The sequence below is a fragment of the Dialister histaminiformans genome (genome assembly GCF_900103425.1).
Taxonomy (GTDB): Bacteria; Bacillota; Negativicutes; order Veillonellales; family Dialisteraceae; genus Allisonella; species Allisonella histaminiformans.
This window is the reverse complement of sequence record NZ_FMXA01000008.1, coordinates 28,363-41,597: the sequence shown is the minus strand read 5'-3', so window position 1 is coordinate 41,597 and position 13,235 is coordinate 28,363. Positions and strand designations below refer to the sequence as shown.

Below are 13,235 nucleotides of genomic sequence, written 5' to 3'. Positions count from 1 at the left end.
TCACACTTTCATATACTTACGAAGTGAAATTGCACTGCCCAGAATACCTATGAATGCGCCGGATCCAAGAAGTGCCAGTACGGTATACATCATAAACGGATAGGTCTTCATAAATGGGATAAACACCAGACCGGCTTCTGTGATTTGCTTCAGTGCCAGCTGATATCCATAATAAACCAGACCGGACGCAATACCGGAGCCTACCAGCCCGATAACCAGACCTTCATTGATAAACGGCCAGCGGATGAATCCATTGGTTGCGCCTACATATTTCATAATCTGGATTTCCTTACGGCGCGCAAACACAGTCAGACGAATGGTGTTGGAGATAATAAACAATTCAGCTCCAGCCAGGAATACAATGATAATCACTCCGGCAATACGGACAAATTGAGCTGCCTTATACAGCTGTTCAATAATATCCTGTCCATACTGAACGGATTCAACCCCCTGTATCTTAGCAACCGACTGTGCGGAAGCCTTCAGTTGTTCAGGAGAGTCAAAGGACAACGCATAAGATGCCGGCAATGGATTCCCGCTTACTGCATTAAGGATGCTGGCCTGATCTCCCAGTTCTTCTCTGAATTTAACCATGGCCTGATCTTTGTTGGTAAACGTAATTTTAGTAAGTCCCGGCATTTTTTTAATCTGACTGCCTACATTCATAACCTGAGACGTAGACAGGTTATCATCCAGATACACCGTCATTTCTACCTGACTTTCCAGATAGGTGGCCATATGGTCAATATTGGTAACCACGCATACAAACATACCGAGAATGAACATGGACAGGGTAACTGTAAGAATGGATGCGAGAGACATGAAGCTATTTCTGAACAGAGACCGGAATGTTTCTCTCCAGAAATATCGGGTTGTACTAAACATGGGAAATGTATCCCCCCTTCTCAACATCACTGACTATGTGTCCTTCATCAATCAGAATAACCCGCTTATGCATGGCATTAACCAGATCCTGATTATGGGTAACCATGATAATGGTAGTCCCCATATGGTTGATGGCACTGAACAAATCCATAATTTCCTGAGAGGTATTAGGATCCAGGTTACCGGTCGGTTCGTCCGCAATAAGGAGAAGCGGCTGATTGGCCAGTGCCCTGGCGATAGCCACTCTCTGCTGTTCGCCGCCGGAAAGTTTCGATGGCATTTCATTTTCCTTACCGCGAAGTCCTACCAGGTTCAGTACATGACTTGTTCTCTCACGTATTTCCCTGCTTTTCGCACCGGTTACACGAAGCACAAAGGCTACGTTTTCATATACGGTCTTATCTTCAAGCAGTCGGAAATCCTGAAAGACGATGCCAAGTTTTCTTCTGTAATAAGGCACCTTGCTGTTGGACAGACGGGTAATATCCTGTCCATTGACAATAACCGAGCCTTCTTTAGGAACCAGTTCATGAGTCAGTATCTTAACAAATGTCGACTTGCCTGCCCCGCTCGCCCCTACGATAAAGACGAATTCCCCCTTATCAATGTGGATATTGACCCCACGAAGAGCGGTATGAGAAGCATCATACTGCACTGTCACATTGTTGAAAGTAATCATATGGCTTATTTTGCCTCCACAAGTTTCTTAGCTTCAAGGGCAATGTGTTCCGGAGTAAGACCATATACCTTAAGTACTTCACTGGCTTTTCCGGACTGTCCGAATACGTCTTCAGTCCCTACCATAGCCATCGGAACCGGGCAATGTCTTACAACCACTTCAGCCACAGCACTGCCGAGGCCTCCCATAACCGTGTGTTCTTCGCAGGTAACGATGGCTCCTGTTTCCTTTGCTGCCTTTACGATAGCCGCTTCATCAATAGGTTTAATGGAGCTCATATTAATGACTCTTGCGGAAATTCCTTCTTCAGCAAGCATCTTAGCGGCCTGAAGGGCCTGCTGTGTCATGATACCACAGGCCATAATGGTTACGTCACTGCCATCAGCAAGAGTTGTGCTCTTCCCTGGTACAAATTCCGCATCCGGAGAAATTACATCTTCTACCTTGGCGCGGCCCATTCGGATATATACCGGTCCCTGATAGGAAGCGGCCCAGCGGATTACCTGCGCGGTTTCTGCCGCATCTGCCGGTACAACTACGGTCATATTGGGAAGGGCACGCATCAGCGCAATATCTTCCAGCATCTGATGGGTAGCTCCATCTTCCCCTACCGTAAGGCCAGCATGAGTAACTGCCACCTTTACGTTAAGGTTTGGATAGCATATGGAATTACGAATCTGTTCATACGCACGGCCAGCACCAAATACAGCAAAAGTGGATGCAAATGGAATCTTACCAGAAGCTGCAAGGCCTGCCGCCACACTCATCATATTACCTTCTGCAATGCCAGTATCGAAAAATCTGTCTGGGAATGCTTTTGCAAACACAGCAGTCTTAGTGGAAGCCGAGAGGTCGGCATCCAGCACAACAATTTCCGGAATCTGTGCTCCCAGTTCTTTCAAAGTTTCACCGTATGCTTCACGAGTTGCCTTAGCCATTATTCTGCCTCCTCTACTTCCTTAACAAACTGAACACACTGTTCCGGGCTTGGAGCCTTGCCATGCCAGCCCACCTGATTTTCTGTTTCCTTAACGCCCTTGCCTTTAACGGTCTTCATCACAATGACCGTTGGTTGTCCGCTTACAGAATGCGCTTCTTCAATGGCATCATGTAATGCAGACATATCATGACCGTTTACAGAAATTACGTGCCATCCGAACGCCTTGAATTTTTCACCAATGGGCAGCGGGGACATAACTTCACTTACCGGGCCATCAATCTGAAGGCCGTTATTATCTACAAAAGCAGTCAGATGGTCCAGCTTGTAATGGGCAGCATACATAGCTGCTTCCCATACCTGGCCTTCTTCCAGTTCGCCATCCCCTAAAATCGCATATACTCTCCAGGAAGCATGATCCATTTTGGAGGCAAGTGCCATTCCGCACGCAGCGGAAATACCCTGACCAAGAGAGCCTGTGGTCATATCCACACCTGGAGTATGCTTCATATCCGGATGCCCCTGAAGCATATGTCCTGCCTGGCGAAGATGATTCAGTTCTTCTTTATCAAAGTAACCCTTTTCAGCCAGTGCGGCATACATAGCCGGAGCTGCATGTCCTTTGGAAAGCACCAGACGATCCCGGTCAGCCATCTTTGGATTTGCCGGATCAATATGCATTTCTTCGAAATAAAGAAGTGTTATGAGATCAGCAATGGATAATGAACCACCGGTGTGTCCGGAAGCAGCTTTAGTTATCATTTCCAGAATATCCACACGTAATTTTCTGGCAATAGCTTTCAATTCCAGAACTCTTTCCTCTGTTAAATGTGCCATATTAATCCTCCCTATGAATAGCCAGCTTCTTGAGAAGCCTTATGGTTTCCTGTGAACGGTCTCTTAGAGCTTCTACTGCACTCCAGTCATGTTCGCCAGCAGGTTCCTTTAATAAATCACATGTCTTATTATATAACTTTTCAACATCAAATGAAGAAATATGGCATGCGACTTCCTCATGAATAGAATCAAGGAAGTTATCTATCTTCGGATCGTAAGAAATTCCAACCGTTGGAACATGCATAATCGAAGCAAAGATAAGGGCATGTAGTCTCATACCTACGAGCACATCCATATTCCCGATAACTGACATAAGTTCATTGACATTGATGACGTTCCTTACCAGGAACACTCTCCTGTTATCCGGCTGAATGATACAGCCGGCCGCTTCTGCGTCGTCCGGATTCTGCATGGTAATGAACACTATTGCAAGATTTTCGTCTTCCAGCAGCTTTTTCACAAACCGGTTAAAATCATCTTTCCATTTTTCGATGCCATCCCAGTTTCTGACGCTGATTCCTATAAGCTTTTTATCTTTTGGTACGCCATAGGCATTCAGAATCTTCCGGCCGGTATCCTTGGAAACAGACGGTAAAAGCATAACCGCATCCGCCGTATGATAAATCGGTGTTCTCACCCCGAGCCGGGTAAGGAAACCTTTGGACTCCTTATCCCGGACTGTAATGATGTCCACATGGTTTAGCACATGCTTCAGCGTTATACGTGTTACCCGATATCTTACCGGCCCAATGCCCTGTGCAAACAGTACAACCTTTTTCCTCATCAGCACTCCAATGAGAATTATAAGCATATAGTACAGAATACTGTTTGCGCTGGTCACATCCTGAAGCAGACTTCCGCCTCCGGAGATAAGGATGTCAGATTTCCATATAGCCTTGATAATGCCCCAGCCGTCGAATCTCGAAACCGCTTTGACATTAAACTGCTGTTCTGTAACTTCAGGATGACCGGAAATTACGGTGATTTCCGGGTTATCTATGGTCATGGTCAGTGAGCGCAAAATGGAATAAAGCATAGCCTCATCCCCGGCATTGCTGAAACCATAATAGCCGGAAAGTACTATTTTATTCTTTGCCATATCTTCCCCCGAAAAACTTGGTGATTCTCAGAAGGACCGCCACTGCCAGAAGTGCCAGTACCATAATACCAGTACCTGCGGCCAGACCATCCAGTCCGCGTACAAGGCTCAGTATGAATGGGCTGCGCATATGCGCAAAGGTCTCAATCATAGACCCCTGCCCAATAGTGAATGCCAGTATAAAGAGGAAATGAAGCAGTTCAGGCCATTTTCTGTAATAAGAAACCAGGGCCATGAATACTGCCGGATGTCCAAAAAGGAATTCCTTTTCTCTCGGTCTGGCATACATAACGGCTTCCAGATACCGGCGAAAGGCCACTTCAAATCCCGGAACCGGTGCCCCGTTATTACCGCTTCGTCCTACAAAAATAATGCCCGTCAGCGCCAGTATCCCCATAAGGATCAGGATACCCATCTTAATCGGAATATTGCAGAACTCCTTAACGAATGAGACAAAATCACGATCATTGGTGATTCGATGTCCCAGCACCTTAAACTTCTGAATGTATACAAAAGATATAAGAAGTACAGGAAGAACAAAGGTAAGCTTAACCCCGCGGAAGTACTGTACTTCCAAAAGGAATGTAATATCTCCAAGGAGAGCGGATACATAGTTGGCACAGAGAAGTACCGCCATGCCGCTGACCCAGAGAACCACTACGGCTTCCGCGAATATACGTACCAGCCCATAATGTACATAGGCTTCTTCTTTTTTCGCGAAGCAATAATCCATAAACAATGACACCACAATAACCGGTGTGCATATCTCCGTGACCAGTGCCAGAAGCTGGAGTGCCATTACCGAATGAGAATGGGTTCCCCAGTACAGCCCCTGTGTCAGAATCACGCCGGCTCCGAAAATCCAGAACCCAAAACGGGTAAGGGACGGAATAATCAGAAGCAGCGCCATAGTACCTAAAGCGGCCGCGCCAAGCATAACTACCGCTCTCAGTACGGGTGACGGATAATAGGGATCCATAATGGAAGCTTTGCCAATATGGAAACCATGATGAATCAAACGATCTTTAACATCATTAATGTAGGATGCGTTCGTTTCTGACAAGGTCATCCCCGCCTGGGCATCCTTATAGGATGGGAACAGATTCATCCGGATATTTCTTTCAATATCACTGATATAGAAACGGGAAGATGCTTCTTCCGGTGACAGTTTTATCAGTTCATCCTTTGACATGGCGTACAGCCGGACATTCCGGTACCCGTCTTCTCTGGCCATATCCAGAATTCCCTGCTGCGGTTCAAAACCAAGCTGGTTCTGCGCTTCAATAAGTACAACCGGAATATGACGTTTGTTCAGTTCCTCAGAAAGATAAGGATTGTATCGGTTGTGTGAAAAACCAAGAACATCCTTACCTGTAAATATGACCGCGCTGACCTTCGGTGAGGCATCTACCGCCTTCAGGAAATCATCTATTGCCACTTTTCCTGCTTCCGGATTGTTCTTCGGCCGGAGGACTACATAGAATCCATGGCTTGCCGCCGCTTTAACACGGGATGGGAAAATTCCAAGCGGAGTTTCAATAAATGCCTGATAATCCGCTCTGACCTCTATAGTATCCGTACCATTAACTGTGAGTTCACGGATATCCTGAGGCCGGAAATTATCTCTTACCGCATTTTTCAGTTCATTGAAAATCACATGATCTGTATCGGTGGCAGATGGCTGGATATATACACAGTCATCGCGAATTTCGGGATTATCCAATGCGGCATTATGCATGGCACTGCCACTCATAACTCTGGCATCCCCTCGGGATACCAGCTTGGTTGCCGTTTCATCATACAATGCGAGGGAAGTTATCCCACTCTTGCGATATAACGCGAATAAATCATCGACTGTGGTTCTTTCAACTGCGGCACGACTCAGAATATTGTCGTAATCATATACCATTTCCACAGTTCTGGCTCTGGTTTCCACCTGATTTCTCTGCCAGCTGATATACATCGCCGGCAAAAGGCAGATCAGGACTACGACAGCCAATATCCTGCCAATCGTTGTCTGAAAAAGTTTCATTCTTTTCTTCCTTTATTTATGGAGTTTACTATGTTTCAGGAAGCCTTCAATAAACGGATCCAGTCCTCCGTCCATGACTGCCTGAATATTTCCTGTTTCCACTCCGGTCCGGTTATCTTTCACCAGAGTATATGGCTGGAATACATAGGAACGGATCTGGCTCCCCCATTCAATCGCCTGCTGTTCTCCATCAATGGCCTGCTTTTCCTTTTCCCTCTTTTCCAGTTCGAGTTCATAAAGTTTAGCACGGAGAAGACGCAGACACTGTTCTTTGTTCTGGTGCTGCGATCTCTGACTTTGACACTGAGCAACAATCCCCGTTGGCAGATGGGTCATACGTACCGCTGAACTGGTCTTGTTAATATGCTGACCGCCGGCGCCGCTGGCACGGTAATAGTCAACACGGACATCGGCCATGTTCAGATTGACTTCCACATCATCCGTAATTTCCGGCATAACATCTACCGCGGAGAATGAAGTATGTCTTCTCTTGGCCGCATCAAACGGAGAAATACGGACCAGACGATGAACCCCCTTTTCCGATTTCAGGAGTCCATAGGCAAAGCGTCCGCGAATCATATATTCAGCAGACTTGATACCTGCTTCATCCCCTGGGAGCATGTTCAGTTCTTCAATCTCAAATCCTTTGGATTCTGCCCACTTGATATACATGCGGATGAGCATTTCTGTCCAGTCCTGCGCTTCCGTACCACCGGCTCCGGCATGGAATGTAACAATGGCATTGTTGGTATCATATTTTCCACTGAGAAGTAATTCGATTTCCTTTTCTCTCAGAATACCGCCAATGCGGTCAATTTCCGCCTTAATCTCCGGTTCCATTGATTCATCGTCTTCTTCAATAGCCATGTCCAGAAGTTCCTGTATACCTTCTGCCTGAGCAAATAACCGGGTATACGTATCATAGGTATCTTTAGCTTCTGTAGCTTTCTGTGAAATCTCACGGGCTTTGTCCGGATTATCCCAGAAGGAAGGATCGCTCATTTCCACATCATAACTGCGAATCTTTTCTTTCAGTCTGGGGAGGTCAAAGTGAATCCCTGATTTCTTTTTCATGCGCCAGCATATCGGATAAGGTTTTCTTCAAATCTTCAAGCATGTCATCACATCCATTCTTAGTTATTTTCTTTTACTTAATGATCAATATTGTTTTCCGCTACGGATTCATTGGTGTTGTCATCCACATAATGAGCCGTAGAACCCTTCAGGTGGTCTTCTGTAGCCGGTGCCTGTACTGGTTCTGTTACGCGGATCTGAATATGGTACATATAGAGAATAATGGTTTCCATAATGATATGTTCCATTTCTTCAAACATATCAAAGGCTTCCACCTTGTATTCAACAATCGGATTACGCTGACCATAGGAGCGGAGATTGATTCCTTCCTTAAGCATATCCATATTGTCCAGATGTTCCATCCACTTAGCGTCAACAACCTTAAGCATAACCGCCTTTTCCAGCTCTCTCATCAGTTCCGAGCCAATGGACTTTTCTCTGGATTCATAGGTGTCATGAGCTGTCTTAACGAGAAGCTTCTGTATTTCTTCGCGGCTCATATCCTCAATCTGTTCCACCGTGATCTCACCTGGAACCAGGAAATACTTTTCACAGTATTTGATAAGTCCTGCCAGATCCCATTCTTCCGGATACAACTTTTCGTCCGCGTAGGTATTCATGGCATGATTAATCAGTTCATCTACCATACGAATAATCTGATCCTTCATGTCTTCCCCTTCCAGGATACGGCGGCGCTGTTCATACAGAACCTGACGCTGCTGGTTCATGACATCATCGTATTCCAGAACGTACTTACGGGTTTCAAAGTTACGGTTTTCTACACGCTGCTGTGCCTTGCGAATGGCATTGGATACCATCTTGCTCTTGATTTCCTCATCTTCGTCAAGACCCATCTTTTCCATGAACTTCTTGATGTTGTCCCCGCCGAAAATGCGAAGCAGGTCATCATCAAGAGACAGGAAGAACTGGCTGCTGCCCGGGTCGCCCTGACGGCCGGCACGGCCTCTCAGCTGATTGTCGATACGGCGGCTTTCATGACGTTCTGTACCGATGATGGCCAGACCGCCAAGTTCTGCCACACCATCGCCAAGGACAATATCGGTTCCTCGGCCAGCCATGTTGGTAGCAATGGTAACCTGCCCCTTCTGACCTGCCTGTGCGACAATCATAGCTTCCTTTTCATGATACTTGGCATTGAGCACATTATGAACGATGCCTTCCTTCTTAAGGTAATGGCTCAATTCTTCTGACTGTTCAATGGATGTAGTACCAATAAGAATCGGCTGTCCTGTGGCATGACGTCTCTTTACTTCACGTACAACGGCTCTGATCTTGCCACGTTTTGTCTTATAAATTGCATCTGGCAAATCTACGCGGCGAATCGGTTTGTTGGTTGGAATCTGGAAAACTTCAAGCCCATAAATCTTAATGAATTCCTGCTCTTCCGTCTTAGCCGTACCTGTCATACCAGCCAGCTTGTCATACATACGGAAATAATTCTGGAAAGTAATGGTTGCCAGCGTCTGGCTTTCTCTTTCCACCTTGCATCCTTCCTTAGCTTCAATCGCCTGATGAAGCCCATCGGAGTAGCGGCGGCCATACATCATACGGCCGGTAAATTCATCAACAATGATGACTTCGCCATCCTTGACCACATAGTCACGGTCTCTCTTCATCATCGTTTCTGCGCGAAGTGCCTGGTTGAAAATGTGGTTCAGTTCCAGATTTTTGGTGTCATATAGATTGTCCACATGAAGCAGTTTTTCCATCTTGGCAACACCAGCCTCTGTCGGAGCCACAGTCTTCTGTTTCTCATCAATGGTATAGTCCACGTCTTTTTCAAGCTTTGGAACCAGTTTAGCCACTGTATAGTACATATCAGTGGACTTCTGCCCCGGACCGGAAATAATCAATGGTGTACGAGCTTCATCAATAAGAATGCTGTCCACTTCATCGATTAAGCAATAATGAAGCGGGCGCTGTACCATCTGATCCAGACGGGTAACCATGTTATCACGGAGATAGTCAAAACCAAATTCGTTATTGGTACCATAGGTAACATCAGAATTATAGGCAATCTTTCTCTGATTAAAATCCAGATCATGAACAATCAGACCTACAGAGAGTCCAAGGAACTTATAAACCTGTCCCATCCACTCGCTGTCTCGTTTTGCCAGGTAATCATTGACCGTAATGACATGAGCACCCTTGCCTTCCAGCGCATTCAGATAAACAGGTGCTACAGCGACCAGCGTCTTACCTTCACCAGTACACATTTCGGCAATGTTGCCACTGTGAAGAACCATACCCCCGATAAGCTGTACATCATACTGACGCATACCGAGAACACGGCGGGAAGCTTCCCTTACAACAGCAAAAGCCTCCGGCAGGATATCATCCAGTGTTTCTCCATTAGCCAGACGGTTTTTAAATTCTACCGTCTTATGTGCCAATGAAGCATCACTCAGATTTTTCAGGGAGGCTTCCAGCGGATTAATCTGTTCCTCAACTACCCGCCTCATCTTTTTAATTTCACGTTCATTGGAACCATTGAACAGTCTTTCGATAAATTTAAACATTAACCCAGCTCCTTATTAGCAAAGATTCGATTTCAAAAGGGTACAGTAACCGAAATTATATCTTGTATATTTTATCAAAATGAGGTGCTATAGTCAAAAAAGCAGATATCTGTCCGCAACCCCACTTTCCGTGCATTAATTCTGATATATAGATTTACATTCCGGATTTACTTATTTCTGTAACGGAAACAGCAGAAAACCCTGAGGAATCATCATATTCCTCAGGGTTAATCTTTTTTACCTGTTTAATGTGATACTAAGTCAGCTCATTAATTATCGGCTTCGATCAGGCCATATCTGCCATCATTTCTGCGATATACCAGAGCCGGTTCATCGGTATCAGCATTGATGAACATAAAGAAACTGTGTCCAAGCAGATTCATCTGCAGAATAGCTTCTTCAGCGGACATTGGAGATAATGTAAAATGCTTTGTTCTTACAATATCAAATTCGCCTGCTGCTTCATCTTTGCTGGGTTCAGCTGCGATGAACTGTTCACTCAGCACGTTCTTTGCTTTAAATCTCTTAGCCAGACGTGTCTTATATTTATGAATCTGGCGTTCAATCTTGTCGAATACCAAATCAATAGACTTGTACATATCGTCGGATTTTTCAACCCCACGAAGAATTACACCATCAACAAAAACAGTCACTTCGCATGTTTCAGTCTTATTAGAAATACGGAGTAAAGCATTAATTCTTACTGGTTTATCAAAATATCTCTGTACTTTATCCGTGTGTTTTTCTACATAGCTGCGCAAAGCCGGGGTAACTTCGAGATTTTTGCCTCTAACTGTAACTTCCATAATGAATCCTCCTTTCGAAGATGTATCTTACATCCTCTACTATAATTATAATTAATTCTATTAATATTTCAAATACAAATTTCTAATATTTTATAAAAATCTTACTATTTAATTACATTATAAAACAAATCTTTCTAATGTAAAGGATATTCTCTGAGTGTTTGCAAAATGTCGTATAGTTAACAAATCAATGTTGATTACTCATTTAGCTAAAATGGAAGTTATTTAAAACCATGAAAATAGTTAAGTTGGAATATGTATCAGAAACGTAACAAGAAAGACTGGCCACTATATACAGGTGATTCGCCAAAGGCAGAGATAATTCGCTCCCCGTTTACGAATCACTTTTTATCCACCCTCAAAAATCATCTCAGAAAAAATAAATGCCAATGAAGCTCGATAAACACTAGCTCCATTGGCATTAAAAAACACACAAAATGTCCTATAACCCTAAATTATCCCTCCCCTGTCGAATCTTTATCTCCGACGTACCCCATGCCTTAGTAACTGAAAAAGGACTGCATCAAAATTTTCTGATACAGTCCTTTTACGGCTAAACTTTCATTGATTAATTCTTTTTGAAACTATATATCTATAGTCTTTAAGTGATTACGCAATGACTCTAACGTTAGCAGCCTGATCTCCTCTAGCGCCGGAGACAACATCGAATTCAACCTGCTGGCCTTCATTCAGTGTCTTGAAGCCGTCAGCCTGGATTGCAGAGAAATGAACGAAAACGTCGCCGCCATCTTCCTTTTCAATGAATCCATAACCCTTTTCTGCGCTAAACCACTTAACTGTACCCTTCATGGTATTTCCTCCTGATAAAAAACTACTTCGTCCTTTTTAGGACTTAGGTTAAGTTTAACATATCAGTCCCGCATTATCAACAAGAATAGTAAAAAAATTACAATATTTATCACCATGAAACGCAACAGAGTTTTGCCTGTTTTTCTTTATTTTCACGTCTCATTATTAATACCTTCTATGTATAATAGTTCACTCTAAATGCATCAATATACTATCCCATGGATTTATACTTTACAGGTTTATTCCCTTTCCATGAAACAGAGCAATCCCAGTTCTGCTTTTTTATCGGGATTTCAGCTGATGTAATCAGGATTTACCTTCTGAATTTACAATACGTGATTAATGTAAAATTCAGGTATTTCCTTATCTGCGTTTTATACCATCATTTCCAGTCTGAATAAACACAACATTCCATACTTGTCAGTCCAATATTCCTGTCTGATTACCCATCAGTGCTTTATTTCCCTGCTTCTCTTTCCAGCTGTTCAGTAAGTATTTCTTCATAATTCATATCATCTTCTGCACAACGTCTATGAAACGAATGGATCATATATGATTTTCTTTCCGTCTTACCAGATTTATTAAAAAAACCTTTATTATATATCCATCCATTCTGATGAACTGCCGCCGCACCTTTACGCATCACTTTTTCAGCCAGTTCGAAATCCTGAGTAATGACCAGATCTCCATTATGGCAGAAAGAGATAATAGCCTCATCGGCGGCATTCCTTCCTTCCGGAACCTGTATCACCCGGCTGTACCGGGAATGAATAACCCGGGTATCATCACAGAAAATATAGCATGCAAATCCATATTTCCTCGCATTCTTCTCTGTAAGCCCTATGACAGGACAACCGTCGGCATCAATAATAATTCTCCGGTTACGTATCCTGGCATGAATGTTTTTACCTGTCGTTCTCTGGTCCGGGATTTTGCACTGCCGGATAATCATCTGCCATTCCGCATCCGAAAACACAGGTTCCTTTTTATCAGGATACCGGCGTGCCGCCATCTCCCGTTTCCATATCCCACAGAATATATCTTTCCATGCACTTTCATCCTTGGAATAAACACGAACCGGCGTCTCGGCCAGAAATCTTTCAAATCCGGACTCCATATCCTGTTCTAAATCGACTTCATCCTGCTGTCGTATCCAGGATTTAACTATATCCAGGGGCGAAATACCTGACTTTCCCATTTTCATATAATCAAGAAAATCCACAGTGCTTATTTTAAATATATCCACATCTCTGAGCCCGGTGCAGGAATATTCCCGGTGTGTACACAGGTACAGTAAATTCCGGCAGAAATCCTGTATGTCCCGGGAAGGCAGCCATGCCACAGGAAGATTTATACATTCCGTACAATCATAAAGAGCAAAAGCGGACAGCTGCTGTTCTGTCGTTTCCTGCACTTCCAGACGGCTGTTACTATCATTGCGCGCTCTGATAAAAAGCAGCGCATCGGCCCGGGCCCGAAAAAAAGCCGTCTCCCCTGCAGCAATAACAGCGTAACATTTCATAACTCTGCCTCCTT

The 13,235-nt window shown here is 44.2% G+C and carries 11 protein-coding genes; all 11 read right to left on the bottom strand.

Translation table 11 applies throughout. The features are described 5' to 3' along the window. Complete coding sequence (gene ftsX / locus BLQ79_RS03850; protein WP_091364042.1) at window positions 1–885, bottom strand: permease-like cell division protein FtsX; 885 nt, start codon at window positions 883–885, stop codon at window positions 1–3. Then, window positions 878–1,564, bottom strand: a complete 687-nt coding sequence (ftsE, locus tag BLQ79_RS03845) for a cell division ATP-binding protein FtsE (RefSeq protein WP_091364040.1) — start codon at window positions 1,562–1,564, stop codon at window positions 878–880. Before ftsE ends, ftsX begins: the two co-directional genes overlap by 8 nt. Before the next feature lie 5 nt (window positions 1,565–1,569). Then, window positions 1,570–2,502 carry a transketolase family protein gene (locus BLQ79_RS03840; RefSeq protein WP_091364037.1) on the bottom strand — a complete coding sequence of 311 codons (933 nt, stop codon included), beginning with the start codon at window positions 2,500–2,502 and terminating at the stop codon, window positions 1,570–1,572. Next, entirely contained in the window at window positions 2,502–3,338 is an 837-nt protein-coding gene (locus tag BLQ79_RS03835) for a transketolase (protein WP_091364035.1), read from the bottom strand. Before BLQ79_RS03835 ends, BLQ79_RS03840 begins: the two co-directional genes overlap by 1 nt. A 1-nt stretch (window position 3,339) precedes the next feature. Beyond that, on the bottom strand, window positions 3,340–4,437 hold the full coding sequence (gene csaB, locus BLQ79_RS03830) for a polysaccharide pyruvyl transferase CsaB (RefSeq protein WP_091364032.1): 1,098 nt from the start codon (window positions 4,435–4,437) through the stop codon (window positions 3,340–3,342). Continuing rightward, window positions 4,424–6,469 carry a DUF5693 family protein gene (locus tag BLQ79_RS03825; protein ID WP_091364030.1) on the bottom strand — a complete coding sequence of 682 codons (2,046 nt, stop codon included), beginning with the start codon at window positions 6,467–6,469 and terminating at the stop codon, window positions 4,424–4,426. The genes csaB and BLQ79_RS03825 overlap by 14 nt, the downstream gene beginning before the upstream one ends. Window positions 6,470–6,481: 12 nt before the next feature. Beyond that, window positions 6,482–7,586, bottom strand: a protein-coding gene (prfB, locus tag BLQ79_RS03820; RefSeq protein WP_407639617.1) for a peptide chain release factor 2 whose coding sequence is annotated in 2 segments (ribosomal slippage) — window positions 6,482–7,516 and window positions 7,518–7,586 — 1,104 coding nt in all. Because the reading frame shifts where the segments join, the coding sequence is not laid out codon by codon here. Window positions 7,587–7,620: 34 nt separating this feature from the next. Then, window positions 7,621–10,083 (bottom strand): preprotein translocase subunit SecA, encoded by a 2,463-nt coding sequence (gene secA / locus BLQ79_RS03815; RefSeq protein WP_091364025.1) that lies wholly within the window; start codon window positions 10,081–10,083, stop codon window positions 7,621–7,623. Between the two features lie 269 nt (window positions 10,084–10,352). After that, window positions 10,353–10,889 carry a ribosome hibernation-promoting factor, HPF/YfiA family gene (gene hpf / locus BLQ79_RS03810; RefSeq protein ID WP_091364023.1) on the bottom strand — a complete coding sequence of 179 codons (537 nt, stop codon included), beginning with the start codon at window positions 10,887–10,889 and terminating at the stop codon, window positions 10,353–10,355. Between the two features lie 609 nt (window positions 10,890–11,498). Beyond that, complete coding sequence (locus BLQ79_RS03805) at window positions 11,499–11,699, bottom strand: cold shock domain-containing protein (RefSeq protein ID WP_091364022.1); 201 nt, start codon at window positions 11,697–11,699, stop codon at window positions 11,499–11,501. A gap of 457 nt (window positions 11,700–12,156) precedes the next feature. Continuing rightward, complete coding sequence (locus BLQ79_RS03800; RefSeq protein WP_091364021.1) at window positions 12,157–13,221, bottom strand: DUF188 domain-containing protein; 1,065 nt, start codon at window positions 13,219–13,221, stop codon at window positions 12,157–12,159. Window positions 13,222–13,235 lie beyond the last annotated feature (14 nt).

Coding starts and splice junctions, on each gene's coding strand:
- ftsX (WP_091364042.1), bottom strand. CDS start 885: ATGTTTAGTACAACCCGATATTTCTGGAGAGAAACATTCCGGTCTCTG.
- ftsE (WP_091364040.1), bottom strand. CDS start 1,564: ATGATTACTTTCAACAATGTGACAGTGCAGTATGATGCTTCTCATACC.
- BLQ79_RS03840 (WP_091364037.1), bottom strand. CDS start 2,502: ATGGCTAAGGCAACTCGTGAAGCATACGGTGAAACTTTGAAAGAACTG.
- BLQ79_RS03835 (WP_091364035.1), bottom strand. CDS start 3,338: ATGGCACATTTAACAGAGGAAAGAGTTCTGGAATTGAAAGCTATTGCC.
- csaB (WP_091364032.1), bottom strand. CDS start 4,437: ATGGCAAAGAATAAAATAGTACTTTCCGGCTATTATGGTTTCAGCAAT.
- BLQ79_RS03825 (WP_091364030.1), bottom strand. CDS start 6,469: ATGAAACTTTTTCAGACAACGATTGGCAGGATATTGGCTGTCGTAGTC.
- secA (WP_091364025.1), bottom strand. CDS start 10,083: ATGTTTAAATTTATCGAAAGACTGTTCAATGGTTCCAATGAACGTGAA.
- hpf (WP_091364023.1), bottom strand. CDS start 10,889: ATGGAAGTTACAGTTAGAGGCAAAAATCTCGAAGTTACCCCGGCTTTG.
- BLQ79_RS03805 (WP_091364022.1), bottom strand. CDS start 11,699: ATGAAGGGTACAGTTAAGTGGTTTAGCGCAGAAAAGGGTTATGGATTC.
- BLQ79_RS03800 (WP_091364021.1), bottom strand. CDS start 13,221: ATGAAATGTTACGCTGTTATTGCTGCAGGGGAGACGGCTTTTTTTCGG.